Source organism: Paenibacillus xanthanilyticus, from assembly GCF_042682185.1.
Taxonomy (GTDB): domain Bacteria; phylum Bacillota; class Bacilli; order Paenibacillales; family Paenibacillaceae; genus Paenibacillus_Z; species Paenibacillus_Z xanthanilyticus.
This window is the reverse complement of the sequence record NZ_JBHUHA010000002.1, coordinates 360018-386586: the sequence shown is the minus strand read 5'-3', so window position 1 is coordinate 386586 and position 26569 is coordinate 360018. Positions and strand designations below refer to the sequence as shown.

The 26569-nt window shown below is 56.9% G+C and carries 23 protein-coding genes; 20 read left to right on the top strand and 3 right to left on the bottom strand.

The genetic code is table 11. The annotated features are described in order from the left end of the window. The first annotated feature begins 141 nt into the window (after window positions 1-141). From ACFSKT_RS18840 to yajC, 9 genes are all read left to right on the top strand, one after another. Entirely contained in the window at window positions 142-2319 is a 2178-nt protein-coding gene (locus tag ACFSKT_RS18840; RefSeq protein WP_377776334.1) for a LysM peptidoglycan-binding domain-containing protein, read from the top strand. 141 nt (window positions 2320-2460) lie between these two features. Next, window positions 2461-3144 carry a BofC C-terminal domain-containing protein gene (locus ACFSKT_RS18835; RefSeq protein WP_377718777.1) on the top strand — a complete coding sequence of 228 codons (684 nt, stop codon included), beginning with the start codon at window positions 2461-2463 and terminating at the stop codon, window positions 3142-3144. Window positions 3145-3370: 226 nt separating this feature from the next. After that, window positions 3371-3874 carry a crossover junction endodeoxyribonuclease RuvC gene (ruvC, locus tag ACFSKT_RS18830; protein ID WP_377495310.1) on the top strand — a complete coding sequence of 168 codons (504 nt, stop codon included), beginning with the start codon at window positions 3371-3373 and terminating at the stop codon, window positions 3872-3874. Next, complete coding sequence (ruvA, locus tag ACFSKT_RS18825) at window positions 3871-4503, top strand: Holliday junction branch migration protein RuvA (RefSeq protein ID WP_377718658.1); 633 nt, start codon at window positions 3871-3873, stop codon at window positions 4501-4503. Before ruvC ends, ruvA begins: the two co-directional genes overlap by 4 nt. A gap of 20 nt (window positions 4504-4523) precedes the next feature. Then, a complete protein-coding gene (ruvB, locus tag ACFSKT_RS18820) occupies window positions 4524-5546 on the top strand; it encodes a Holliday junction branch migration DNA helicase RuvB (RefSeq protein ID WP_377718659.1) in 1023 nt (340 codons plus the stop codon). Window positions 5547-5617: 71 nt separating this feature from the next. Further along, window positions 5618-7768: a SpoIID/LytB domain-containing protein gene (locus tag ACFSKT_RS18815; RefSeq protein ID WP_377718660.1), complete on the top strand. Its 2151-nt coding sequence runs from the start codon at window positions 5618-5620 to the stop codon at window positions 7766-7768. A gap of 8 nt (window positions 7769-7776) precedes the next feature. Further along, window positions 7777-8820, top strand: a complete 1044-nt coding sequence (gene queA / locus ACFSKT_RS18810) for a tRNA preQ1(34) S-adenosylmethionine ribosyltransferase-isomerase QueA (protein WP_377718661.1) — start codon at window positions 7777-7779, stop codon at window positions 8818-8820. 6 nt (window positions 8821-8826) lie between these two features. Beyond that, window positions 8827-9975, top strand: coding sequence for a tRNA guanosine(34) transglycosylase Tgt (tgt, locus tag ACFSKT_RS18805; protein WP_377718662.1), 1149 nt, complete (start codon window positions 8827-8829; stop codon window positions 9973-9975). 15 nt (window positions 9976-9990) lie between these two features. Further along, the gene (gene yajC / locus ACFSKT_RS18800; RefSeq protein WP_377718663.1) at window positions 9991-10305 is read left to right on the top strand and encodes a preprotein translocase subunit YajC; all 315 of its coding nucleotides are present in this window, start codon (window positions 9991-9993) and stop codon (window positions 10303-10305) included. A gap of 138 nt (window positions 10306-10443) precedes the next feature. On the opposite strand, the gene ACFSKT_RS18795 is transcribed toward yajC, so the two are convergent. Together ACFSKT_RS18795 and ACFSKT_RS18790 are read right to left on the bottom strand one after the other, a co-directional pair. Further along, a complete protein-coding gene (locus ACFSKT_RS18795; protein WP_377718664.1) occupies window positions 10444-11304 on the bottom strand; it encodes a phosphatase PAP2 family protein in 861 nt (286 codons plus the stop codon). Window positions 11305-11413: 109 nt separating this feature from the next. Further along, window positions 11414-11797 carry a TIGR04086 family membrane protein gene (locus ACFSKT_RS18790; protein ID WP_377718665.1) on the bottom strand — a complete coding sequence of 128 codons (384 nt, stop codon included), beginning with the start codon at window positions 11795-11797 and terminating at the stop codon, window positions 11414-11416. Between the two features lie 258 nt (window positions 11798-12055). Here ACFSKT_RS18790 and ACFSKT_RS18785 point away from each other — a divergent pair, with 258 nt between their 5' ends. Then, on the top strand, window positions 12056-12757 hold the full coding sequence (locus ACFSKT_RS18785) for a DUF421 domain-containing protein (protein ID WP_417629474.1): 702 nt from the start codon (window positions 12056-12058) through the stop codon (window positions 12755-12757). Between the two features lie 42 nt (window positions 12758-12799). Here the strand turns inward: ACFSKT_RS18785 and ACFSKT_RS18780 are convergent, their stop codons facing one another. Continuing rightward, a complete protein-coding gene (locus tag ACFSKT_RS18780) occupies window positions 12800-14434 on the bottom strand; it encodes a putative polysaccharide biosynthesis protein (RefSeq protein WP_377718667.1) in 1635 nt (544 codons plus the stop codon). 168 nt (window positions 14435-14602) lie between these two features. On the opposite strand from ACFSKT_RS18780, the gene ACFSKT_RS18775 reads away from it, so the two are divergent. From ACFSKT_RS18775 to hisS, 10 genes are all read left to right on the top strand, one after another. Further along, a complete protein-coding gene (locus ACFSKT_RS18775; protein ID WP_377718668.1) occupies window positions 14603-14842 on the top strand; it encodes a post-transcriptional regulator in 240 nt (79 codons plus the stop codon). Between the two features lie 164 nt (window positions 14843-15006). Further along, the gene (secD, locus tag ACFSKT_RS18770; RefSeq protein WP_377718669.1) at window positions 15007-16272 is read left to right on the top strand and encodes a protein translocase subunit SecD; all 1266 of its coding nucleotides are present in this window, start codon (window positions 15007-15009) and stop codon (window positions 16270-16272) included. Continuing rightward, window positions 16262-17191 (top strand): protein translocase subunit SecF, encoded by a 930-nt coding sequence (gene secF / locus ACFSKT_RS18765; RefSeq protein ID WP_377718670.1) that lies wholly within the window; start codon window positions 16262-16264, stop codon window positions 17189-17191. Before secD ends, secF begins: the two co-directional genes overlap by 11 nt. A gap of 92 nt (window positions 17192-17283) precedes the next feature. Further along, a complete protein-coding gene (locus ACFSKT_RS18760; RefSeq protein WP_377718671.1) occupies window positions 17284-18189 on the top strand; it encodes a cation diffusion facilitator family transporter in 906 nt (301 codons plus the stop codon). Window positions 18190-18232: 43 nt separating this feature from the next. Beyond that, entirely contained in the window at window positions 18233-20710 is a 2478-nt protein-coding gene (gene recJ, locus ACFSKT_RS18755) for a single-stranded-DNA-specific exonuclease RecJ (RefSeq protein ID WP_377776333.1), read from the top strand. Further along, window positions 20707-21219 carry an adenine phosphoribosyltransferase gene (locus tag ACFSKT_RS18750; protein ID WP_377718673.1) on the top strand — a complete coding sequence of 171 codons (513 nt, stop codon included), beginning with the start codon at window positions 20707-20709 and terminating at the stop codon, window positions 21217-21219. Before recJ ends, ACFSKT_RS18750 begins: the two co-directional genes overlap by 4 nt. A gap of 287 nt (window positions 21220-21506) precedes the next feature. After that, window positions 21507-23690: a RelA/SpoT family protein gene (locus ACFSKT_RS18745; protein ID WP_377718674.1), complete on the top strand. Its 2184-nt coding sequence runs from the start codon at window positions 21507-21509 to the stop codon at window positions 23688-23690. Between the two features lie 24 nt (window positions 23691-23714). After that, the gene (dtd, locus tag ACFSKT_RS18740; protein ID WP_377718675.1) at window positions 23715-24158 is read left to right on the top strand and encodes a D-aminoacyl-tRNA deacylase; all 444 of its coding nucleotides are present in this window, start codon (window positions 23715-23717) and stop codon (window positions 24156-24158) included. 96 nt (window positions 24159-24254) lie between these two features. Continuing rightward, a complete protein-coding gene (locus ACFSKT_RS18735; RefSeq protein WP_187434258.1) occupies window positions 24255-24425 on the top strand; it encodes a hypothetical protein in 171 nt (56 codons plus the stop codon). A gap of 864 nt (window positions 24426-25289) precedes the next feature. Then, window positions 25290-26537 (top strand): histidine--tRNA ligase, encoded by a 1248-nt coding sequence (gene hisS, locus ACFSKT_RS18730; protein WP_377718676.1) that lies wholly within the window; start codon window positions 25290-25292, stop codon window positions 26535-26537. The last annotated feature ends 32 nt before the right edge of the window (window positions 26538-26569 follow it).

The following is a 26569-nucleotide window of genomic DNA, read 5'->3' as shown; positions in this document are numbered from 1 at the left end:
GACCTGTTTTCAGGCCGGGCCTCCATTTTTTTTTGCACCGAAAGGGAGACACTCGCCTATCTGCTGCATAGGATGTAGGGATAAACAACGGGCGCTCGCCTGTTGCGAACGTATGAGAATGCGTCAGGAGGTAAGCGTCAAGTGAAAATCCATATCGTTAAAAAGGGTGACTCCCTGTACTTAATCGCAAAAAAGTACAACGTCTCGCTGGATGAGGTCGTAAAGCTGAACCCGGGCATTACGAACCCCGACGTGCTGGAGGTTGGGACGAAAGTGAAGGTTCCGACGTGGAAGCCGGTGCAAGTCGACGTCATGCATCAGCATGTCGTCAAGCAGGGCGATACGCTGTGGAAGCTGTCGAAGGCATGGGGGATTCCGCTGAGCGACATGATTAAAGCGAATCCGCATCTGAAAAATCCAAACGTGCTGCTCACCGGCGAAGTCGTCAATGTGCCTAAGCCGGGGACGCCGATCGTCGTGCCGGAGAGCGTGGAGCACTCGCATGCAGGGAACGGCCACCATCCGCTGCACCCGCTGTCGGTCGTGCAAGGCGTTACGGACTTGGTGGGCAAAGTCGGCAAACTGCCGGCAGAAGTACTGCCGTCGATCCCGTTCCTAGGGGGCAAAAAATCGACGTCGCCGATCGAAGGCAAGGCCAATACGGCGCCAATCGAAGGCAAAGCCGATACCGCGCCGATTCCGACGCCAGTGCCGGAACCGATTCCCGAAGAACCACCCGTCGCGGAATTGCCTGCCGAGGAAGTGCCTGTCGAACAGCCACCGGTTGTCGAACAGCCACCGGTTGTCGAACAGCCTCCGGTTGTCGAGCAGCCTATCGAATTGCCGCCCGTCGCGGAGGAGAAGCCGGTTGAACTGCCGCCTGTCGTGATCGTCGAGCAGCCTATCGTGAAGCCGGGCTATTCGATCAACATCGAATACGAGAAAAGCACGGATCTATTCGAACAATACGGCATTCCGGCCACGGAAGTCATGTCGCTCTACGATATGCCAGCGCTGCCGGAGTCGCTTCACCATCCGAAACAAGAGCATCATCACGGCTACGGCGTCGTGCAACCCGTACACGGGGGCTATGGGTACGGCGCGCAGCCAGAGCTGCTCAGCCCTGCCGAGGATGCGGATTGCCCGCCGGGGCAGGTGGGCGGCGCTTCGGATTTGCCTTGGGGCGCGCCGGTGCCCATCACGCCGCCGAGTCCCTACGGTGGGAGTCCATCCGATCATGGAGGGCCGGGTTACGGATATGGCGCCACACCAGCCGGAATCGGACCTTTCGGCTATGATCCTTCCGATCTTTCGCCGCACGCTGCTCCGCACGTAGGCTATGGCTACGGCCAAGAGGCGCCGCAGACGCTGCCTGCGCACCACGGACCGCAAAGTGGCTACGGTCACGGCTATGACGCGCCGCAGACGCTGCCTGCGCACCACGGACCGCAAAGTGGCTACGGTCACGGCTATGACGCGCCGCAGACGCTGCCTGCGCACCACGGACCGCAAAGTGGCTACGGTCACGGCTATGACGCGCCGCAGACGCTGCCTGCGCACCACGAACCGCAGGGCGGCTACGGTTACGGCTATGACGCACCGCAGACGCTGCCTGCGCACCACGAACCGCAGGGCGGCTACGGTTACGGCCATGACGCACCGCAGACGCTGCCTGCGCACCACGGACCGCAGGGCGGCTATGGCTACGGCTACGGCCAAGAGGCGCCGCAGACGCTGCCTGCTCACCACGGACCGCATGGTGGTTACGGCTACGGCGACGAGACGCCGCAGACGCTGCCGGCGGACCTGGGCCAGCAGAGCGGCTATGGTTACGGTTATGGCGCGCCGCAGGTGCTTTCGTCACATCATGATCCGCAAAGCGGCTATGGCTTTGGCCATGGGGCACCGCAGACGCTGCCGGCCAGCTTCGGTCCGCAAAGCGGCTATGGGTATGGACCGGCAAGCGGTCCGCTGCACCTGAACGATTACGGCTATGGCCATGAAACGGCCGGAGTGTCGAATTTCTCGGCCGGACACTGGGGCATTCCGACATACGGTTATTCCGGTTACGGCCAAACCTCCCCGCTGCAGCACGTCGGAGCCGCCGATAAATCCGGCGACTGCGGGTGCGGCGACGGTCGAGAGAAGGAACCGGCGTTCGAAGACGAATTGGATTTGAAAATCGAGCTGCCGCATGCCGGCAAAAAAACGGTCGTTCCCCGCAAGCCGGCCAAAAAAACGACGGTTCGGACCGCTCGCGCGCCCCGCGCTTCCCAACCGAGACGCACCGGACCTAGTCTGCCTTGGATTAACCGCTAACCCTATCGGACGACGAGCCTGCCCGCCACACGCGCGAGCGGGCTCTTGCCGCGATGTTTTGATTCTGCGCGCGAGCATGCATATTCCCCCAACTGCCGAGAAAGACTAACAAAAAAGGTAAAAAGGGGTGCTTTCCGGGTGATGGAATTTAGCCTCTGGAAGCAGTTGAAGAAGCGGCTCCGCCGCAGAGGAAGACCGTCGTGGCAGCTTGGTTGCTTATTGGCCGCCGTTATCGCTTTTGGCGCAAGCTCGCAAGCCGCTCAAGCCTGCGCAGCCGAAATGCCGAGTTCAGAGACGTGGTTCGATCCGCAGTCGGATCATCGTGGAACGGCCGGCGTTCGACTGCAAAGCCGCAGCGTAATCGAAACATTATCCAATCAAGCCGGCGATCATACCGTAGAGCTGCGGCGGGTTTATCTTTGCGGCGATGAAAGGGAGGCGCTCGGCACCATGGGCTCGCAGCAGGTGCTGGGGCTGATGCGTCAGCACCCGCAATGGACGGCGCTGTTGGAGCCCGATGGCCAGGTCGTGATGGAGGAGATGATCGACGATCTGTCGGATGCCTGCAAAAAGACCGCTACGTTCAGCATGGACAAAACCGGCCGGCTGTCGTTATTCGACGGACCTCCAAAAAAGGAAAAAGTGCTGCGCACCTTCTTTCAACTGGACGTCAATTTCATGGAGAGCAGCCTGCCGCGGGAACAGCTCGATCAATTAACGGCCGGTATCCGCGTCACGGATAAAGACGAATATAACAGCGTGTTGTCCACGTTTAGCGATTATGCGACGGACCGCAGCGAGAAAGTCATGAAGCGCACCTATTGAATCGCGTGCAGGGAGGAGCCCACGAAGCTCCTCCCTTTTCAAGTATATAGGCATGTAAAAAGTTCACGATGTCTCTGGGTTGAAGCGCGCTTTGCCGCAAAAGAGGGCGCAGCCGTTTCGCCTTGTTTGGCCTGTATCGAAAGCGTGTTCTCATAAAGGCGAACATTTGCTATAATGGGGGGAGCCATTTGGGCAGAGGATTACGCATGCGTGAGGAGAGAGCAGGTTGCGCGTATTAGGCATTGACCCGGGAATCGCGATTGTCGGGTTCGGATTCATCGATAAAATCGGCAGCAAACTCGTTCCGGTCCAGTATGGCTGCATCCAGACGGAAGCGCACACGCCCCAGGAAACGAGACTTCTTCAAGTGTACGAATCGGCGTGCGCCTTAATGGACAAGTACAAACCGGACACCGTTGCGGTCGAGAAGCTGTTCTTTAACAAGAACGTGACGACCGCTTTTTCCGTCGGGCAGGCCAGAGGCGTGATCATATTGGCCGCGGCGCAGCGCGGACTGCCGGTGACGGAATATACGCCGCTGCAGGTGAAGCAGGCTGTCGTCGGATACGGCAAGGCGGAGAAGCGGCAGGTGCAGGAGATGGTGCGGATGTTCCTGAAGCTGTCGCAAATTCCGAAGCCAGACGATGTGGCCGATGCGCTGGCGGTGGCGATTTGCCATGCCCATTCGTCCGTTTTATCGCAAAAAATCAACGAGGTGACCAGGCCATGATAGACTACGTGAAAGGCCGGGTCGTCCATTGGGACGTCGAATATATCGTCGTGGACGTGCGCGATATCGGCTATCAAATTTTTACGCCCAACCCGTACGCGTTCGCCAAGACAAGCGAGTCGGTGACCGTCTATACGCACCATCACGTGCGGGAAGACGCGACGCTGCTATTCGGCTTCGAGACGCGCGAGGAGCAGAACATGTTCCGCAAGCTGCTGGAGGTGTCCGGCATCGGGCCTCGCGTTGCGCTGGGCATTCTTGCGGGCGGCAAGCCCGAAGCGGTAGCGGCGGCGATCCGTCAAGAGAACATTTCGTTCCTGACGAAGCTGCCCGGCATCGGGAAGAAGACCGCGCAGCGCATGATTTTGGATTTGAAAGACAAGCTGGAAGCGCTCACCGGCGGCTTCGGGCTAACGGCGGACGGCCTTGCGTTCGATAATCCTTCTATACCGCCTGAATTGATCGAGGGCGGCGTCGCTTGGCGCGAAGCCAAGGAAGGGTTGTCTGCGCTAGGGTATACGACGGCGGAGCTGGACCGCGCATGGCATGCCATGAAGGACTCGGTCCAGGCGGACGAGAGCGTCGACGCCTTAATGAAACGCGCGCTGCAGCAGCTGTTTAAAGGTTGAGTGGGAAAGGAGAGTTGCACATGGACGACCGGATTATCTCCGCCAACCTGATGATGGAAGATGCCGCGGTGGAGCTTAGCTTGCGTCCGCGTTATTTGGCCGAATACATCGGGCAGACGCAAGTCAAAGAGAATTTGAAAGTGTTCATCGAAGCGGCGAAGCTGCGCAAGGAAGCGCTCGACCACGTCCTGCTGTACGGTCCGCCTGGACTTGGCAAGACGACGCTTTCCAATATTATTGCCAACGAGCTGGGCGTTAACCTGCGTACGACGAGCGGTCCAGCCATCGAGCGGCCGGGCGATCTGGCCGCGCTGCTAACGAATCTGCAAGAGGGCGACGTGTTGTTCATCGACGAGATTCATCGGCTTCACCGGACGGTGGAGGAAGTGCTGTATCCGGCGATGGAGGATTTCGCGCTCGATATTATGATCGGCAAAGGGCCAAGCGCCAGGTCGGTTCGGCTGGAATTACCGCCGTTTACGCTGATTGGCGCGACGACGAGGGCGGGCCTCTTGTCCGCGCCGCTGCGCGACCGCTTCGGCGTCGTTAGCCGACTGGAGTTCTATACCGTGGACGAGCTCGCTTTTATCGTCTCCCGCGCTTCCGAGATTCTCGGCGTCGATATCGTCGGGGAGGCGGCAAGAGAGATCGCCATGCGTTCGAGGGGGACGCCTCGGATCGGTAACCGGCTGCTGAAGCGGGTGCGTGATTTCGCGCAAGTGCGCGGTGACGGCATCGTCACGCACGAGCTGGCCCGATATGCGCTGGAACTGATTCAAGTCGATCCGCTTGGCTTGGACCAGATCGATCACAAAATGCTCAAGGCGATGATTTCGAGTTATCGGGGCGGACCGGTCGGACTCGATACGCTGGCCGCGACGATCGGGGAAGAGAGCCAAACGATCGAAGACGTCTACGAGCCATATTTGATGCAAATCGGGTTCTTGCAGCGAACGCCGCGGGGAAGAATCGTTACCCCGCAAGCCTATGTGCACCTTGGGTTGCCGATTCCCGAACAGTTTGGCGGAGAGGGCGGCAAGTAGGACTCAACTCAAGGAAATCTTGGTGAACGCGATACGCGGTACACGTAACAGAACATGGAGAGGAGCGGCTCATGGAACGCGAAGCAAGGAACGAGCGGCGGTTGTCTGGCATAGGCGGCTTCCCACCGCGGTCATGGCGGCGCATAGCGGTTTCGCTTATGGCCGCGCTGCTGCTGGTATCGGTATGGACGGCGTGGCCTTCTTACGGAGCGGTGCCGAAGCTGGATACGATCCGGGTTGCGATTTTCATCGATCTGCCTAAATATAAGCTGAATACGGCGACGGGGACGTTCTCGGCGTCCGGGGGGCTCGAGATTGGCGTACGCCAGCCCTCGGGCGTGCAGCCGCTGTTGACGGCGAAGGCGGGCGAGACGGTGCGATTCACGTTGGACGACTATAAGGTGCGCGTATTCGAGAGCGCCGACTTCTCGAAGGCGCTGGCCGCCGCCAAGCGCGTGAAGACTGCCGGCGGCTCTCCGTTTCTGACATCCGCCTCCAAGGGCGGACTCGTCTATCAAGTGCAGGAAGGCAGCTATCCGACCGCGGCCGCGGCCAAGACAGCTGCAGCCAAGTGGGCAGGCGACGGCACGCTGTCGTCCATTACCGGCAAGGCGGACTCTACGGTAACAGGGCCTATGCATCTTGAAGCGGGCGCGTATGCCTCTCTTGAGGAAGCGAGGGCCGCGGCAGCCGCATTCGGCGCCGCGGGCTTGGATGCCTATGCGGCCAGGAAGCAGTCCGGTACCGCGGCCGCCGTCTATACGGTGCTTGTCGGTTCGGCCACAGATAGCGCGGGGCTCGCGGCCGTGAAGACGGCTGCGGCAGCGCTGCCGGAGGGAGCTGCGTTGCAAGCGGCGGATACGGCGGCTTCGTCCTATCTCTTGATGCTCGAGGACTATGCCGTTACCGGGGCGCCGAACGCGCCGCAAGCGCTGTACGCGTTGCCTGCAAGCGGCACGAAAGTCTGGATAAGATCCACTTCGGAGGGCGGCATCAAGTTCGCCGAGCGATATGGCCGCAGCTATCGCGGTCAATTTGAAGTGAGCGGGTTGAACGGCAAACTTACGATCGTCAACGAGCTGCCGTTCGAACAATATCTGTACTCGGTCGTCGGCGCCGAGATGCCGGCTTCCTGGCATGCCGAAGCATTGAAGGCGCAAGCGGTCGCCGCTAGAACGTACGCCTTGTATCAAGGGTTCGGATTTCAGGTCGCCCATGTCGTCGATACGGTACTAAGCCAAGCGTACGGCGGGATTAGCGCGGAGAAACCGGCGACGATCAAGGCCGTCGATGCCACGAAGGGCGAAGTGGCCATGTATGGCGGCAAGCTGATCGAGACCGTCTTCTCGTCCAGCGCCGGCGGAGCGACGGCGGAAGCGCAGGAGATATGGAGCAGCGCCGTCCCTTATTTGAAGACGGTGAAGAGTCCGGACGAAGTATCGGAGAAGGGCTTGTACAAATGGTATCGCGTCGTCCTTCCGAGCGGCGTCAATGGTTACATCCGCGAAGATCTGCTAGCCTCGACGGACGAGAAGACGCCTGCCGGTTCGCCGATTATGAGCGTTAAAGGCAATGGCGTTAAGGTACGGCCGATTCCGCTCGTTCAGGACGCGGTTGCCCCATTATCGCAAGTGAATAGCGGGACGCGCGTCGTCGTGCTGGAGAAAGTCACCCAATCGAACGAAATGTCTTGGGTGCGCGGACCATTCACGTCCTCTGAGCTTCTCGCGACGATCAAAGGCAAAGTGAAGACGGCCGTGCAAGGACCGATTCGAACGCTGGAGATCAGCAAGACGGGACCGTCCGGAAGACCGACGGAAATCAAGGCTAACGGTTCAGTACTTGCTGTCGGGAATCCTGACGCTTTCCGTTCCGCGTTCGGCGGCCTGCCGAGCACGAATTTCCGCATTGACGAGACATCCCGCATGGCGATTGCGGGAGCGGCCGGCACGGCAGAGCGCACCTCGGGCAGCGCGGGCTTCATCGTGCAAGGCGGCGAAGGGAATGCGGAGGAGATCGGCGGCAGCCAGCTCTATATTATGAACGGCAAAGGCGAAATCCGGGCCGCGACCAAAGAACCGTCCTTCCGATTCGTCGGCAACGGATATGGCCACGGCGTAGGCCTGTCGCAATACGGCGCCCGCGGGTTGGCGGAAGCTGGGTATGACTATCAATATATTTTGCAATACTACTATAAAGACGTAACGATCGGTAAGGAATGAGCGAACAGATGAATGTACAGGATTTCGATTTTGAATTGCCCGAGCGCTTGATCGCGCAGACGCCGCTGGCGGATCGTACCGCTTCGCGACTGCTGATGCTGGATAAGGCGACGGGTGCGACCCGTCATGGCGGGTTTACGGATTTGGCCGGCATGTTAAAGCCGGGCGATACGCTCGTGCTCAACGATACCCGCGTGCTGCCGGCGAGACTGCTCGGCGCCAAAGCCGACACGGGGGCCAAAGCGGAGCTGCTGCTGCTGAAGCAGACGACTGGCGACCGCTGGGAGACGCTCGCCAAGCCGGCGAAGCGGCTGAAGATCGGCACGGAGCTCGTGTTCGGCGATGACGGCAGCGGCGCGCCGCTGCTGCGGGCCATCGTAACCGGAGAAGGAGAGATGGGCGCGCGCGCAGTCGAGTTTCGATATGAAGGCATCTTCCAAGAGATTCTCGACAAGCTGGGCGAGATGCCGCTCCCGCCTTACATCAAGGAGAGATTGTCCGATCGTGAACGCTATCAGACCGTATTCTCGAAGCATGCCGGATCGGCTGCTGCGCCGACCGCGGGCCTTCACTTTACGACAGCGTTCTTGGAACAACTTTCCAGCAACGGCATCGATATCGCCTACGTAACACTACATGTCGGACTAGGCACTTTCCGCCCGATGTCGGTAGAGCGCATCGAAGAGCATGAGATGCACAGCGAATATTACGAATTGAGCGCAGAGACGGCCGAGCTGCTGCGGGCGACGAAAGCGCGCGGCGGACGAATCGTAGCCGTCGGCACGACCTCCGCCAGGACGCTCGAGACGGTTGCCGGACGTTTCCCGGAAGGTCCGGTTGCCTGCAGCGGATGGACGGATATCTTCATATATCCCGGCTATGAATTCAAGCTGGTGGATGCGCTGTTAACGAACTTTCACTTGCCGAAGTCGACGCTCGTCATGCTCGTCAGCGCGCTCGCAGGCAAGGAAGCGGTCATGAATGCTTATAAGGAAGCGATTGAACAAGAATACCGGTTCTTCAGCTTCGGAGACGCAATGTTTATTTACTAACGGAGAATGGAAGAGTGCACAGTGGCGATTAAATACGAATTAATTAAAGTTTGCAAACAGTCGGGGGCTAGACTCGGGCGCGTACATACGCCGCACGGCGTCATCGATACGCCGACGTTCATGCCGGTCGGCACCCAGGCGACGGTCAAGACAATGAGTCCGGAAGAATTAAAGCAGATGGACGCGCATATTATTTTGAGTAACACGTACCATCTGTTCCTGCGTCCGGGCCACGAGATCGTCCGCCAGGCCGGAGGCTTGCACAAGTTCATGAACTGGGATCGGCCGATCCTGACCGACAGCGGCGGTTTTCAAGTGTTCAGCTTAAGCAACATGCGCAAGATCAAGGAAGAGGGCGTCGAATTCCGTTCCCATCTGAACGGCGACAAGCTGTTTATTTCGCCGGAGAAGGCAATGGAAATTCAGAATGCGCTCGGTCCGGATATCATGATGGCTTTCGACGAATGTGCGCCGTACCCTGCAGATCACAAGTACGTGAAGCAATCGCTGGAGCGTACGTCCCGTTGGGCGGAGCGCTGCTTGAAGTCCCACGCCAGACCGCATGACCAAGCGCTCTTTGCGATCGTGCAGGGAGGCATGTTCGAGGATTTGCGCAAGCAGAGCGCGGCGGATTTGACTTCCATGGATTTCCCGGGGTATGCTATTGGAGGACTAAGCGTAGGTGAGCCTAAAGACCTGATGTTCAACATGCTGGACGTGACCGTCCCGCTGCTCCCGTCCAACAAACCGCGCTATCTGATGGGCGTCGGTTCGCCGGATGCGTTGATCGAAGGATCGATCCGCGGCGTTGACATGTTTGACTGCGTACTGCCTACCCGCATTGCGCGCAATGGGACAACCATGACAAGCTCCGGCCGTTTGGTGATCAAGAACGCGAAGTTTACGGAGGACTTCGGTCCGTTGGATCCGGAATGCTCGTGTTATACGTGTCAGAACTATTCGAGAGCGTATATCCGTCACCTTATTAAAGCCGACGAGACGTTTGGCCTCCGACTGACGACGTATCACAATTTGCACTTCTTACTGCAGCTCATGCGAGACGTACGCCAAGCAATTATGGATGACCGGCTGCTAGACTTCCGGGATGCCTTCTTTGCCAAGTACGGCCTGTTTGACAATGATAAAGGATTTTAAAGGAGGATTTTTGTCATGGAAGCTCTCGGTTCTATTCTACCTTTCGTGCTGATGTTCGCGGTTTTTTATTTCTTGCTTATTCGCCCGCAGCAGCGCAAACAGAAACAACGCACATCGATGCTGTCCCAGCTGAAGAAGGGCGACAAGATCGTTACGATCGGCGGCATGCACGGTACGATTCACGAAATTACGGACGACACGGTCGTCCTTCGCGTCAACGATGCGACTAAGATTACGTTCGACCGCAGCGCGATCAACAACGTGACGAGCGCAAGCTCGACGCAAACGGTGGAGAAGAAGGAAGAGAAAGTCGAAGAAGTGAAAGCTTAATCGTCTTGCTTTTGCAAGAGTGCAAGAACCCCGGTGCTTCCGCACCGGGGTTTTTATGATAATGAGCAAGACATTTCGCTCTCGATCAAAAAGGCCAGCCCCGATAATCCGGAGCTGGCCTCTTGGCATATGGACGCTTCAGTTGGCTTCTTCTCTCGTTAACGTTCGTGCTGCGGCAATTCGGCCGATACGGCGTGTCCGCATGCGCACCGTCGCTTTGCTTAAGCGCAAACCCACGGTGGAGGCGAATAGGCCGAGCAGCAGGCCGCCGCACATGTCGATCAGCCAGTGAATGCCGAGGTAGAAGATTGCGAAGATGACGCATGCCGCAATAATGCCGCAAAACCACGCCCATCGTTTGATTCCGGAGCGCATGGCCAATACGGCGAGCGTCACCGAGATCGACGTATGCAGGCTCGGGAAGCAGTTGTTCAGCCCCGATAACGCACGATACTCCGTCTCGAACGATGGAAACACGTCCAGCATGAGGAAACGAACGCTAGGATCGTGGTACCAAACCTCGTTGATCGGAAGCAGCAGGTAGAACGGGATGGCGACCAAATAGTTGATCATGATCGCGTAACAGGTTGCGTAGAACATCCGTTTCGTCGAGTCCTTGTACGTATAGACGCCGATGGACGTGATAAGCAGCGACTGGAAGACCACGACGTATATGAAAGAAAGGACGGCGGTCAGAATCGGATTTTCGAACGCATGCTGAAGATTGCTTACGAAATTGCCTTCAATCGATTGAAAGATCCCCGTGTAATCGGCCGTGTTGATAAAGTATTTGGTCTCGACGGTCAATTCGATTTTATTGAGGAACAAAATGGCCAGCAGCGCGACGAAATGGATCAAATAGGAGCGAGAGGTCGCGAGCTCGCGAAGGAATAGTCCTCCGATTCGAAAAGGATTCGTCCTTCCGGCATACCAAAGCAGCACAATGACGGTCAAGGTCGTGTAAATCGTGACCGTGGTCATATTTTGAAACAAAACCATCGTATTGAAATCCCCCTAAACATTTACCGAAATTGCAGCGATGCAACTCGATCTAGTATAGCACAAATGACGGGGGGGATTACAATGTAGGCCAGCCGGAAGGAAATTCCTATGATTGACTTGTATTCACGCCGAAAATGCCGCCAAGCGCTCCGCTTCCGAGCGCGACCCCCATCATCGTCAACGTGCTTGGCGTCAGCCCGGCGTTCGTGGCCAGGAAGCCGACGAGCAGCACGAGCACCCCGTAAGCAAACCCTAAAGCGCCTCCATAATACCATCCGCGCTTGCCGGACCTTCTACCCGACACGAAACCGCCGCAGAGCGCGGCTATGCCATGCACGATCAGGCTATAAAGGCCTAGCTGATTCTCTTCCATGTTTCCGAATCGAAGCAGAAGCGAGAGCGCAAGGGCGCCGAGCGCAAGCCAGACGGCGGCATACACGATGCCGGAGAGCATGGGCGATGGAATTCGTACTTTCGCAACATGTTTCATACGTACAACTCCTCCTCGTCTTAAGTCCATGAATGAATGCGGTTAGTACACCATATGGCCAAGCTGCCGCAAATAGTACAAGGGCCCCGATGTTCCCATAAATTCGAAAAGGTACATTTCGTATTGACTCATTTCCCTCCGGTGACAATAGCTGTACGCAGCGGATAGAAGAGAATCAGCTTCGCCTGCCGCCGCACGGTAATACGAAGGAGGCGCTGAAGTTTGGACATTTGGGACAACGCAATCCGAACTTTTGGAATGTACTTTGTCGTGTTTATCGTCATCCGACTGATGGGCAAGCGGGAGATCGGAAAATTGTCCGTGTTCGACATGGTCATCTCCATCATGGTTGCAGAGATTGCGGTTATCGTCATCGAAGATACGGATCGCCCGTTCATCGACGGGATTACGCCGATGGCGGTGCTCGTCGCCGTCCAGGTGTTTCTGGCTTACATTACGCTGAAAAGCCGCAAGCTGCGGCTGTGGTTCGACGGGAAGCCGACGATTCTCATCGAGCGCGGCAAATTAAACCGGGAAGCGATGCGAAAGCAGCGGTACAATCTGGACGACTTGCTGCTTCAATTAAGAGAGAACAAGCTGCCGACGGTGGCGGACGTGGAGTTCGCCGTGCTGGAGACGACCGGCAAGCTCTCCATTTTCCCGAAGGACAAGAAGAAAGGCACAGGTCACCAAGCGGGTGAACCCGTGCCCGGCGCTATCGCGCAGACGCCGCTGGCCAAGCCGTTTCCGAAAAATTATCGATTCGAGTCGCTGCCGGTTCCGCTGATCATGGACGGCAAAATCATCGAGGACAACATTCAGATGATCGGCAAGGATCGGTTTTGGCTCAATACGCAGCTCAAGCAGCGGGGGATTCAGGAAGCGAAGCAGGTGTTCTTGTGCACGATCGATCATAAAGGGAAGTTGTTCATCGATCCAATGCGGCGTCCGCGTACATAACCGGAACCAAAAGAGCTGAAGGCGTGTTCGAAGGACATGCCTTTACAGCTTGCGCGGACGCAGCCACTTGCCCAAGACGGGAATACGCGTGACGTCATCCTTGTTCACGATGCCCATTTTGATCATCAGTCCGATGTAGAGCAGTCCTCCCAGGAGCGATGCGACCAGCAGGTTATGCCAGGATGCCGGCAGCAAATGTTGGTTCATGATCCACAGCGACGCCGCCCCCATTATGATCATAGCGGTGCCGACTTTGATGAAATCGAGCATCTTCATTCTGAAGCCGACCGCTCGCATCACGCTGAACCCGTGCAGGAGCGTTACCAGGGCAATGTTCACGTTAATCGCGATCAGGGCGCCATATATGCCGAGCTCTGGCCGAGAAGCGAGTTCGACGATCAACACCAGCTTGACGATCGCGCCGATCAAGGTATTCATTAACGCGGTGCCCGGCTTGTCAAGCGCCTGAAGCGCAGCTTGGAGCGGTGCCTGCAAATAGATAAACAGGCCGATCGGCGCCATCCATTTCAGCATCGGCGCGATGTCCGCATGGTCGTATAACAGCAAGCAGATCGGTTCGGCGAAGAGTCCCATGACGACGACGAACGGCGCTCCGGTAACAAGCGACAAGCGCATCGATTGATGCAGCCGCTTATGAATCGTCGAGCGGTCGCCTTTGGCGGCAGCCTCTGACAAGTTAGGGACGAGCGAAACGGCCAGGGAATAGGTGAGCGCGGTGGGCAGGAGCAAGATCGGGATGATCATCCCTTGCAGCGCGCCGTAGAGCGCCGTCGCTTCCGCAGCAAGCAGGCCGGCGGCCGCAAGCGCCCGTGCCGTCAGGATGGATTCGAACAAATAAGAGAATGACCCGATTAATTTGCTTGCCGTTACGGGGACGGATAATCCGATCAGACGGCGCAGGATCGGCTGACGTTTAAGCAATTTTCGCGGCGATGGCGCAGTTTTGGACGGGGGCGCCGTCACGCCTCCCGCTTCGGCCTCGTTAGCCGCTTGCTGGTGCTGAGCGCTCTTGTCCTGAGCACCATTATTTTTGTCCTTGTAATTCCACAGCAGAATTGCGAGCGCGGCAATCTCGCCGGCGACGACGCCCAGCATAGCCCCTGCTGCTCCCCACTCGATGCCGTAAGGCAGAAGCCAACTGGCGAACAACAGGGAACCGATGATACGAATGATCGTCTCGACCGTCTGCGAGACCGCGGTCGGGATCATGTTCTGCTTGCCTTGGAAATAGCCCCGGTACACGGAACCAATCCCGATGATCAAGAGCAGCGGGGTAGTAACCTGCAGTGTGCGATATACGCGGGAATCGGTCATCAGGTTGGTGGATATCCAAGGAATGAGCAGCGCGAATACGACGGTCAAGCCGAGCGCGAGCAAGACGGAGAGCGCCATCGCCGCACGGAAGATTTGCTTGACGCGGCGAGCGTCCCCTTTGGATTCCGCCTCAGCGATCCACTTGGCGACGGCAAGCGGGATACCGCCCGTAATGACCGTCAGCATCACGATCAGGAACGGATATACGAGCTGGTAAAGCCCGACGCCCTCCGCGCCGATAATCCGGGGCAAGGCTATGCGCGGCACAAAGCCGAGTATGCGGTTCAACACGCCGGCCACCAGGAGAATAAGCGCGCCCTTGATAAATGTTTGCTTCGTCACATCGATTCCCTCGCTTTGCGAACATGTCCATGTGTTCTAAGCTATGCGGGGGATGTCCGGTTCCATGCTTCGAAAATTGCGCTGTAGGCTTTTCGCGAAAATGGCAGGAATATGTTGGATCGTTGACGAAATGATCAGACAAGAGGCAAAAGGCAGGGGGGCATTCCAATGACGGAAGAGGAATGGATTGATTCCATCGAATCGCTATGCGAGAGCAAAGCGGCGGAGTTTCGAATGATCGGCTATGAGCACGTGACGGGGAAAGAGATTTGGGAATGCATCAGCGATAAATATGCGAAGACCGGCGAGCCGGCCATGCATCAGGTCGTGAACGATATCCTATCGCTCAAGGTGACCAAATTCATGAATTTTTTGACCATAAGCGCATACAAGGGGACCCATTTTTGAACGTGGGGCTCTTTTTTTGACTCGATTTTCCTGCAGGGCTATAATAAATGATGAAATGGCGGCGGCAGACGCATGTCGAAAATGCGCGTCTGTTAGCAATCGCGGTCAGAATCGTGCGGCAAAGCCGGACGATTCACTACATTTAGAGGGGGAACACAGGCATTATGAACCGTCTGCTAGCATTAGTGCTTACCGTCGTGCTTACGCTTGGCGTGGTAGCGGCGACAAGCCCATGGCTCGTCAAACAGGTGAACCTTGGCCTCGATCTGAAGGGCGGCTTCGAAATCCTGTACGAAGCGCAGCCGCTGAACGAAGGCGGGGAAGTGACGCAGGATTCCTTGCGCGAGACGGCCAAAAGTCTCGAACGCCGCGCGAACAAGACCGGCGTCGCAGAGCCGGAAATTACGCCGGAGGGCGCAAACCGTATTCGCGTCCGAATCGCGGGCGTCACCGACGAGGCACACGTGCGGGAAATTTTGAAAACGCCCTCTACCCTTACGTTTCGCAGCATGGTGGGATGCGCGGAAGGGACAGGCTACTGCAAAACCGAACTGACGGGCACGGATTTCGTGGAAGGCGGCGCGGGCTATCGGATGACGACGCTCGGCGGCTACGAAATTACGATCAAGCTGAAAAGCTCCTCCAAATTCGGCGAGGTAACCAAAGCGATCGCGGCGCTGCCGGCGGGTACGAACCAGTTGGCGATCTTTATGGACGAGGAAGAAATCTCCGCTCCAGCCGTATCGCAATCGATTAACAGCGACGAGGCTGTCATTACGGGCAACTTCACACGCGAAGAAGCGAAGGATTTGGCTGATAAAATTAACCTGGGCGCGCTGCCGCTCAAGCTGACGGAGAAATATACGCAAAGCGTAGGCGCTTCGCTTGGCAAGCTGTCTTTGCAACAAACGCTCTTCGCCGGCGGGCTCGGGACCGTGTTGATCTTGATCTTCATGATCGTGTTCTACCGCATTCCAGGGCTAGTAGCGAGCTTTACCATTATTTCGTTCATCTGGCTGCTGCTTCTAGGTTTCAAGCTGATAAACGCGACGCTGACTTTGCCGGGCATTGCCGCGTTTATTCTGGGGATCGGGATGGCGGTTGACGCGAACATCATCATGGCAGAGCGGATCAAGGAAGAGATTCGCAGCGGCAAGAGCATTCTGTCCGCTCACCGCGCCGGATCGAAGCGTTCGTTCTTGACGATCATCGATGCGCACGTCACGACCATTATCGCGGCGCTCGTCATGTTCTTCATCGGTACGGGCGCGGTCAAAGGGTTCGCGGTCGTGCTGCTTTTGACAGAGGTCGTCAGTATACTTACGAACGTCTTCTTCTCGCGTTTCATTCTTTCTCTCCTTATTCGCAGCAACATTATTAAGAAGCCGTCGTTACTTGGCGTGAAGGAGAGTGAAATCCGTGCGCTTTAATTACTTTGGCGAGAATAACCGCTCGTTTAGCTTCGTCGAGAAGAGCAAGTATTTCTTTATCTTCTCCATCGCGATCACCATCCTCGGGGTCATCGTGCTCGCGGCGATGGGGCTGAATTACGGCGTTGATTTCAGCGCGGGTTCGAATGTCGATGTCGTCGTCAAATCGGATCTGAGCGCGAAGAAGGAAGAGATCGAATCGTACATTAAGGACAGCGGCCTTCATGACCCGCACCTTACCATCAGCGCGACGCGCGTGACGATGCGGTTTGACGAGATTTTGACGGATGCCCAGGAAAAGGCTCTGCGTGCCGGATTCACCGAGAAATTCGATAAAGAAGCCTCCTTCGAGGTGAATACCGTCGACGTTGAGATGGCTCGCGAACTGCAGTATAACGCCTTGAAAGCGGTACTGATCGCCAGCATCGGGATCATCATCTACGTCAGCATCCGGTTCGAGTGGCGGTTTGCGATCGCGGCCGTCGTCGCGCTCCTGCATGACGCGTTTATCGTGATCAGCTTGTTCTCGATTTTCCGTCTGCAGGTCAACCTGCCGTTCATCGTGGCCATTCTGACGATCATCGGCTACTCGATCAACGACACCGTCGTCATCTTCGACCGGATCCGCGAGAATATGCGGTTCGCAAAGGTGAAGACGCATGACGATTTGAGCAAAGTCGTCAACGACAGCATCTGGCAAACGCTGACCCGATCGATCAATACCGTGATGACCGTGGTCGTCGCGGCGGCCTGCTTGTTTATTTTCGGCAGCGAATCGATTAAAATGTTCTCATTGGCGATTTTGTTCGGCTTGGTCTGCGGCGCATACTCGTCGATTTTCATCGCGAGCCCGTTCTGGCTGCTGCTGAAGAAAGGCGAAAAGCCGAAGGCGGCCGCCAAGACTCCTGCAGCCTCTTGATCGCCGGACAGGTTCGCGGCCAGCATGGCGTAATGGCGTTATCGCGTCTTACCCCTTGCTGAACCGGGGAATTCAGGGGGAGATTGGGTTTCATGACACCGAATGAACGATATGCGAAAGCGGAATCCGCCGCGTGGTTGAACTTGCTCGGCAATGCCGGGATTGCGGTCGTGAAAGCAGGCGTCGGCATGATGGGCAGCAAAGCGCTGCTCGCCGATGCCTGCCGGAGCGCATCGGACGCGGCGGGTGCCTTCGTAACGCTGACGGCGCTTCGACGCAGCCGGCAAGGCGCGGCGGATCCGGGGCTCAAATCGGCGAAAGGCCGAATTGAAGCCTTTACGGGCGTCATCGTATCGATTATGCTTATGATTGTAGGTCTTGAGGTCGGCATCTCGGCGATCAAATCGATTGCCGACGGCGTCGACGAAGGTCCGGGCTGGCCGGCAGTCGTCACGGTTATCGCGGCATTCTTGCTGAAGGAGCTATTCTTCTCCGGCAAGGAGCGGCGGATGGATTTGTATGCTTCGCTTGCCGCTTTCGTCGGCACCGGTGCTGCCGCGCTCGGCGAACCGCTGAAGCTTCCGGTACTGTATTATTTCGACCCGGCCTCATCGCTGATTATTGTCGTCATCGTGTTTTCGAGCAGTTATCGTATCGCCACCGCTTCGGTGTTAAGAAGCAGTTATTGCGAAGAACAACCGGCAGACATTCACGAGTTCAAAGCTGCCGTTCAACGGATTGAAGGCGTGGTGACGGTCGAAGAGCTTCGAGCCAGAGAGCATGGCCATTACGTCGTCGTCGATCTCGTCATTAGCGTCAACCCGAGAATAACGGTGCTCGAAGGCAATGAAGTCGCCAAACGGGTCAAATATTTCTTGATGAAACGTTTCGGTCATGTGACCGATGTAAGCGTACATGTCGAACCTTACGATCCGGGCTACCCTTACAAATCAAACCACGATCCGAATCAGGAACATATGCCGACGCTGCTGCAATAGCAGCGGCGGTTTGTTTTTGTTGGAGCATTTACGAGGAAGGAAGATGCGTCTTTTGATACGATCAAAGACTCGCTGGAAGCTTTCCGTGCTGAGCGCGGAAGATGAACGCCAGGCCGAGGCGCTAGCTTCGGTGCTTAAGCTGCCGCCCTTGGTTGCAAAGCTGCTTGTACAGCGCGGGGCGGGCGACGAGGAGACGGCGCGAACGTTTCTATACGGCGGGGAAGAATGTTTGCACGATCCATTTTTGCTGAAGGATATGGACAAGGCAAGCGCCCGCATTCGCCAGGCGGCGGATCATGGAGAACGCGTTCGCATCTATGGCGATTATGATGCGGATGGCGTCTCGTCGACGACGCTCATGATTTATTTATTCCGCTGCCTGGGTCTGAATTTTGACCATTATATCCCGCACCGGACGCTGGAGGGCTATGGACTCAACGAGAAAGCAATCGATGCCGCGCACGAAGCGGGCGTTACGCTGATCGTCACGGTCGATACCGGCATTAGCGCCGTTCATCAAATCGCGCACGCGAATTCGCTGGGCATCGATGTCGTCGTCACGGACCATCACGAGCCGCCCGAGAAATTACCCGAGGCGTATGCATTGGTTAATCCGAAGCAGGAGGATTGTCCATACCCTTTCAAAGGACTGGCCGGCGTCGGCGTCGCTTTCAAGCTGGCGCAAGCGGTCCTCGGCCGACCGCCGATGGAGTGGACCGATGTCGTCGCGCTGGGCACGATTGCGGATTTGATGCCGCTGACCGATGAGAATCGAGTGCTGGTGAGGCACGGCATCGATCGGCTGCGGCAGACGGACAAGCCTGGATTCCGCGCGCTGATGGAGGTGGCGTCGATCGACGCCGCGCAGGTGACCTCGACGAACGTTGCTTTCGGCATGGCGCCCCGCGTCAACGCAGCAGGGCGACTGGCGCATGCCAACGCGGCGGTCGATCTGCTGACGGCAAGCAGCGAGGAGGCCGCGGCGGGACTTGCCCACGAGCTCGATGTGTTGAACAAGGAACGCCAGCAGGTCGTGGAGAATATCGTAGCCGAAGCTAACGTGATATGGGAAGCCAAGCGAAGGGCGGCGATCGAAGCGGGGAAATCGGATCCGAGCGTGATCGTGCTAGCCGGAGAAGGATGGAATGCGGGCGTTGTCGGCATCGTGGCCTCCAAATTCATCGAGCGTTACTACAAACCGACGCTCGTGCTTGGCATCGATGCGGAGACGGGGATGTGCAAAGGCTCCGCTCGCTCGATCGACGGTTACGATCTACACGCGGCGCTCACGGCATGCGACGACTTGCTCGACCATTACGGCGGTCATCAGGCTGCGGCCGGGATGAGTCTTCATCGGGACCAGCTCGATTCATTCGAGGAACGGCTTAGCCAGTTGGCTGACGAATGGTTGACGCCCGATGACTGGGTGCCGAAGACGACGATCGACTTGACTTGCCATATCGAAGAGGCGACGCTTGATATTCTCGACCAGCTGTCGGTGCTGGAACCCTTCGGGGTGGAGAATCGTTCGCCGCGGCTTCTTCTCGAGGAAGCCGTCATTGCCGATCGGCGGGTTATGGGCAAAGACCGCAAACATCTGAAGCTGGCGCTCGCGGGGAGCAAGAAGCTGCTTGATGCTGTCGGGTTCGGACATGGGCCGATGGCAGATCGCTTATCGGACGGGGCTCGAATTCGTCTGGTGGGCGAGCTATCCGCGAACGAATGGAACGGACAGCGGAAAGCGCAGTTTATGATTCAGGATTTGTGCGTGGAGCATGTGCAGCTGTTCGATTACCGTTCGGAGCCGTCTCCGATGCAAAGCTTCCAGAAACTCATGGCGGAGGCAAGATTCGGCCATGCTAATACTACGTGTGTAGTGGTCCCGTCAGGGGCGTGGAAGTCGGCTGCGGAAGAAGCGGCGGCAAGCTCTCCGCTGCGTGATCGGACTCGGTTCGTAACCCATGCGGATTGGCCGTCTGAGCCGAAGGAAAGCTATGAAGCGCTCGTTCTGCTCGGTACGCCTCCTTCGTCATCCGCGATCGAAGAAGCAATTCGCGGTTGCGTTACGATCGAAAGCGTGTATGCTTTATATAGTCAGCCCAAAACGAATGATCGCGCTCAAGTCGGCAATCGTTCGTTTCATCCGGGCCGGGAACATTTTGCGAAACTTTATCAGACGCTTCGCCGCATGGGAGATCTCCCCGATGAGGGCTTGAGAGAACGGTTGGCCGTTATGCTTGGCTGGCCGGAAGAGACGATTCGCTTTATGCTCGACGTATTCGAGGAGCTTGAGCTGATCGCGATCGCCGGCGGCATGGCCCGGCTCTTGACCCCGTCTTCGAAGCGGGATTTGGCGGAAGCGCCATCGTATAAGAAACGGCAAGCGGACGCGGAGCAAGGCGCGATACGATTCGCTAAAACCCTGCAATTCGCCGAGTGGCTGGCAACGAGGAGAGAGCAGACCTCATCCATCATTCATCAAACTAATTCGAGTCAACAAGAAGGAGTGTCAGTACCATGAATTTCAAAGACTACATTCGCGTCATCCCCGATTTCCCGCAGCCAGGCATCCGTTTCAAGGACATTACGACGCTGACGAACAATGGCGAGGTTTATAGAGCGGCTATCGAATCGCTCCGCCAAGCGGTGGCGGACAAGGGCATCGATCTGATCGCGGGACCGGAAGCACGCGGTTTCATCGTCGGCGCTCCGCTCGCCATCGCGCTCGGCGTCGGCTTCGTGCCGATTCGCAAGAGCGGCAAGCTTCCGGGTGAAGTGGTGGAAGCAAGCTACGATCTCGAGTATGGCAAAGACAAGCTGGCGATTCACAAGGATGCGATCAAACCGGGACAACGCGTTCTGATCGCCGACGACTTGCTCGCGACGGGCGGGACGATCGCGACGACGATCAACCTGATTCGCCAATTGGGCGGCGAGGTCGTCGGTTCGGCGTTCCTAATCGAGCTTTCGTACCTGGACGGTCGCAATAAGCTGGAAGGCATCGATACATTCTCGCTCGTTACTTATTAAAATAAGCGCGATGGAGCCGCTCGACCGTTGAGGTCGGGCGGCTTCTTTTATCGGACCAAGACAGGAATGTCACGTGATGCTGTAAAATGTCGAAAACGTCGCGATGTTATGACTCGCAATCCTTGCAGGATGAGGATCGCGTCGATGACAGGCTTTGTCGACGGCGAGGGCCGTTACAGTTGACGCCATGCGGTTTGTGAGGGCATAATAGGAGAAATACGAACTGCGGCCGCGTTTTTCTGGCATGACGAAGGCGTTGGTTTGACAGGATCCGAAAGGGACGTTTCATGGGCATAGAGCAATTACTTGAAAAGGCGTCGACATATCTGAAGGAACAGGATATTTCGCGCATTAAAGAGGCTTACGAATTTGCCGAAGCGGCGCATCACGGCCAAGTTCGCAAATCGGGAGAGCCGTATATTTTGCATCCCGTTGCCGTAGCCGAAGTGCTTGTTAATATGCAAATGGATGTATTGTCGATCATTGCCGCGCTGCTGCATGACGTTGTCGAAGATACGACGGTTCCGCTGGCGGAAGTACGGGAACGTTTCGGCGAGACGGTCGCGATGATTGTCGACGGCTTGACGAAATTGGAGAAAATCCAGTTCCGTTCCAAGGAAGAGCAGCAGAACGAGAACTATCGCAAAATGTTCCTGGCCATGGCGCAGGACATTCGCGTGATCTTGATTAAATTGGCCGACCGGCTTCATAATATGCGAACGCTTAAATATCAGTCTGAAGAAGCGCAGCGCCGCATCGCATACGAGACGCTCGAAATCTTCTGTCCGATCGCGCATCGCCTCGGTATTTCCGCCATCAAGTGGGAAATGGAGGATATCGCGCTTCGTTATTTGAATCCGCAGCAATATTACCGGATCGCGAACTTGATGAAGAAGAAGCGGGTCGAACGCGAGCAGTATATCAGCGACGTAATCGGACGGATAACGGAGAAGCTCGAGGAAATGGGCATCGAAGGCGATATTTCCGGACGGCCGAAGCATATCTACAGCATTTTCAAGAAAATGAACGACCGGAACAAGCAATTTTCCGAGATTTACGATTTGTTGGCGATCCGGATCATCGTCGATAATATCAAAGACTGCTATGCGACCTTAGGCATCATACACACGCTGTGGAAGCCGATGCCGGGTCGTTTCAAAGATTATATCGCGATGCCGAAGGCGAATATGTATCAGTCTCTGCATACGACGGTCATCGGACCGACGGGAGAACCGACCGAGGTGCAGATTCGGACCTGGGACATGCATCGGACGAGCGAATACGGGATCGCGGCGCATTGGGCGTACAAAGAAGGCGCGGTCGTGCCGGGCAACAATTTCGAGGACAAAATGACGTTGTTCCGCGAAATTATCGAGCTGCAGCACGAAGCAAGCGATGCCTCCGAATTCGTCCAATCGCTGAAGATGGACTTCTTCTCCGACCTTGTCTTCGTGTTTACGCCGAAAGGCGAAGTGTTTGAGCTGCCCGCAGGCTCGGTGCCGCTCGATTTCGCTTATCGCATTCACACCGAGGTCGGCAACCGGACGATCGGCGCCAAGGTGAACGGCCGCATCGTACCGCTGGATCATAAGCTGAAGACCGGCGATATCGTCGAGATTCTCACGTCCAAGCATTCCTACGGGCCGAGCCAGGATTGGATCAAAATCGCGCAATCTTCTCATGCCCGCAGCAAAATCAAGCAGTGGTTCAAGAAGGAGAAACGCGAAGAGAACGTGGCGAAGGGCCGCGAAATGCTCGAACGCGAGCTGAAGCGTATCGGACTGGAAGCCCCGGCGTTCATGGCCGACGACAAACTGTTGGAAGCGGCGAACAAATTCACGTTCAACGATATCGACGATATGTTATCCGCGATCGGCTTTGGCGGCATTACCGCGGCTCAGATCGTGACCAAGCTGACGGAGAAGATGCGCAAAGAGGCCGAGGAAGCGAACCAGCTCGAATTGACGACGGAGAAGCGGGAAGTCAAGACGGCGCCCGCGCTGCGCAAGACGCGTCCGACCTTGGGCGTATCGGTCAAAGGCGTCGACAATTTGCTCGTCCGGTTCGCGCGCTGCTGCAATCCGGTGCCGGGCGACGAGATCGTCGGTTACATCACACGCGGTCGCGGCGTCTCCGTTCATCGGATCGACTGCCAGAACATTCAGGCGGAGACCGAGGGCGAAGAAGCGGCGCGCGTTATCGAAGTCGAATGGGAGCAGTCCGTCGAAGCGAATTACAGCGTCGACATTGAGATTACCGGCTATAACCGCAACGGCTTGCTGAACGAAGTGCTCCAGGCGGTGAACGAAATCAAGACGAATATTGCCGCTGTTACGGGGCGCTCCGACAAGAACAAGCTGGCTTTGATCCATATGACGATCCTCATTCGCAACATCGAGCATTTGAACGCGGTCGTGGAGCGGATCAAACGGGTTAAAGACGTGTATACCGTGCAGCGCATCATGCAGTAGGAGCAAAGCGAGGTTTGACGATAGATGAAAGTGGTTGTACAACGCAGTAAAGCCGCATCCGTTACGGTCGCAGGCGAAGTCGTGGGCGCGATCGACAGCGGCTTGCTGCTGCTGGTCGGCGTTACGCACGACGATACCGAGACCGATGCAAAGTGGATGGCCGAGAAAATCGCGGGCCTTCGCATATTCGAGGACGAGAACGGAAAAATGAACGAATCGGTTCAAGAGGCGGGCGGCTCAATATTGTCCGTCTCGCAATTCACTTTGTATGGCGATTGCAAGAAAGGTAAACGGCCTAATTTCATGGCGGCTGCACGACCGGAGCAGGCTGAGCCGCTATACGAAGCGTTCAATGCGATGCTGCGCGCGATGGGCATTACGGTTGCGACGGGGCGCTTCGGCGCCATGATGGACGTCGCGCTCGTCAACGACGGTCCCGTCACGTTAATCGTCGATAGCCGGGCATAGTCGAGCGAGATGATTAGGAATGGTTGATCGGGCAACACTAGACACGTACGACTGCCATGCGGCAGCGATCATGACGTGGAAGGGGTTCGCGCGGCCATGCACCAATCTCGAAAAGAACAAGGCATCGAGCGATCGGGCAGACGACTGCTTCAGCCGGACCGGCGGGAAGCGCTAATTTTCTCCGAGCTTGAGGAAGACATCGAGGCAGCCTCGGAGTGGGCGGTCGGGGGCGTAGCCCCAAGACGCGGCGAGAACGGATCGTGGTAGAAGCGGGCGGGCAGCTCGAAGATTGGTTTGCGTGGCGAATTTGAACGCGAACCATTCGTCGCTGCTGTCCGCTTGTTTTGCGTTGGGGAATGAACGCAAACCAATCATTCGAAGAAGCTCGCCAAATGCTGCATGCAAAATCTTCGATTTTGAACGCAAACCAATTGGCGAACGCGAAATGCTGCAAGCCATCTTTGATGGCGCAGGCATTAGGCGTAAACGCTTCAATTTTTGTAACCATCCTGTAATTTGTTTTCAATGTTGCTTTAACATGACCTGTCTATAATAGATTTCGACCCCCTTTTTTGAATACAAATACTTTGGACCTGCGGCGATGCTGCAGGTTTTTTTCTGTCTATCAGAGGGGCTCAGCTGACATTCATTGCGGTTTCTTGGTTATAGTATGTCCCGGCTTAGGCTATAATGTGAGAGAGATTCGGGTTAGATCCGGATGTAAACCCTTGACAGGCGGCATGGCCGCCGATACAATACGAGTTATATATTGTCGATCCAGTGATGGAACCGCGTCGTTCGATGTCAACTACACAGAGAGGGATTCCCCGGCTGCAAGAATCCTTAGCGTGCGCGAACGAACAGACTTTCCGGAGGACAATCGGTGAACGGCTGCTGTTTGCGGCGCTCATTAGCCGGTGTGCGTAGTCGGGCGTTAACCGATTCAAGCGAACTGTCGAGTAACGCGTCGGTTCGGAATGTGGGTGGCACCACGGTAGCAGCGATTCAATCGAGCTCTCGTCCCTTTGTCTGATCTTCAGACGGGGCGAGGGCTTTTTTTGATACGAACGAAGCGAGGCGGTCATTGGCTGCCCATCGCGGGATGTTCACCAAGCAGAAGGAGGGGTTGCGATGAGCTTTCAAAAACCGCCGGGCACGCAGGACTTTCTGCCGGGTTCGGTCGAAAAATGGCAGTTCGTCGAAAGCAAAGCGAGAGAAATTTGCCGCCGATTCAACTTCCGGGAAATTCGGACGCCGCTGTTCGAATCGACCGAGTTGTTCCAACGCGGCGTAGGTGAGACGACCGACATCGTCGAGAAGGAAATGTACACGTTCACCGATCGCGGCGACCGCAGCTTAACGCTGAGGCCGGAAGGGACGGCCGGTGCCGTGCGGGCGTACGTGGAGAACAAGTTGTATGGAGAGCCGGACTTAACGAAGCTCTACTACATCGGTCCGATGTTCCGGTACGAGCGGCAGCAGGCCGGTCGGTACCGCCAGTTCCACCAATTCGGCATCGAGGCGCTCGGCGCGGTCGATCCGGCGCTGGACGCGGAAGTGATCGCGCTGGGGTATACGTTCTACAAGGAAGTCGGCCTGACGGGGGTGACGGTCGAGATCAACTCGGTCGGCACGCCGGAAGTACGCGCCGCTTTTCGCGCTAGACTGCTGGAGTTCCTGAATCCGAAACGCGAGCTGCTGTGCAAAGACTGCCAGTCGCGCATCGACCGAAATCCGCTTCGGGTGCTCGATTGCAAGCACGATCAGAAGCACTTCGAAGACGCGCCGTCGATTCTGGATAGCCTGGATGAGTACTGTCTGAAGCATTTTGACGCGCTGCAGCGCCATTTGACGGCGATGGAGATTCCGTTCCGAGTCAACTCTAGGCTCGTACGCGGACTCGACTACTACACGCTGACGGCGTTCGAATACAAGTGCGAAGGGATCGGCGCGATCGATACGATCGGCGGCGGCGGCCGTTACAACGGACTCGTCGCGGAGATCGGCGGACCGGACCAGCCGGGCGTCGGACTTGGACTCGGCTTGGAGCGCACCGTTATGCTGCTCGAGAACCAGAAGGTGGAGCTGCCGAACCTGCATGCGATCGACGTCTATATGGTCGCGCTAGGCGAATCGGCGGAGCAAGAGATGACGCGTATCCTGCACGCGCTCCGCTCCCGGGGCATCTCAGCGGAACGCGATTACCAAGGACGCAAGATGAAGGCGCAATTGAAATCGGCCGACCGGCTGCAAGCCCGGTTCACCGCGATACTCGGCGACGACGAGCTCGCGCGCGGCGAGATTGCGCTGAAAGAAATGTCCACAGGTCAGCAGCGCTTCGTTCCGATCAACGAATTGGCGGACGAATTGTTGAAATAGGCAACACCATTCTACGAATGCTAAAGGAGTCG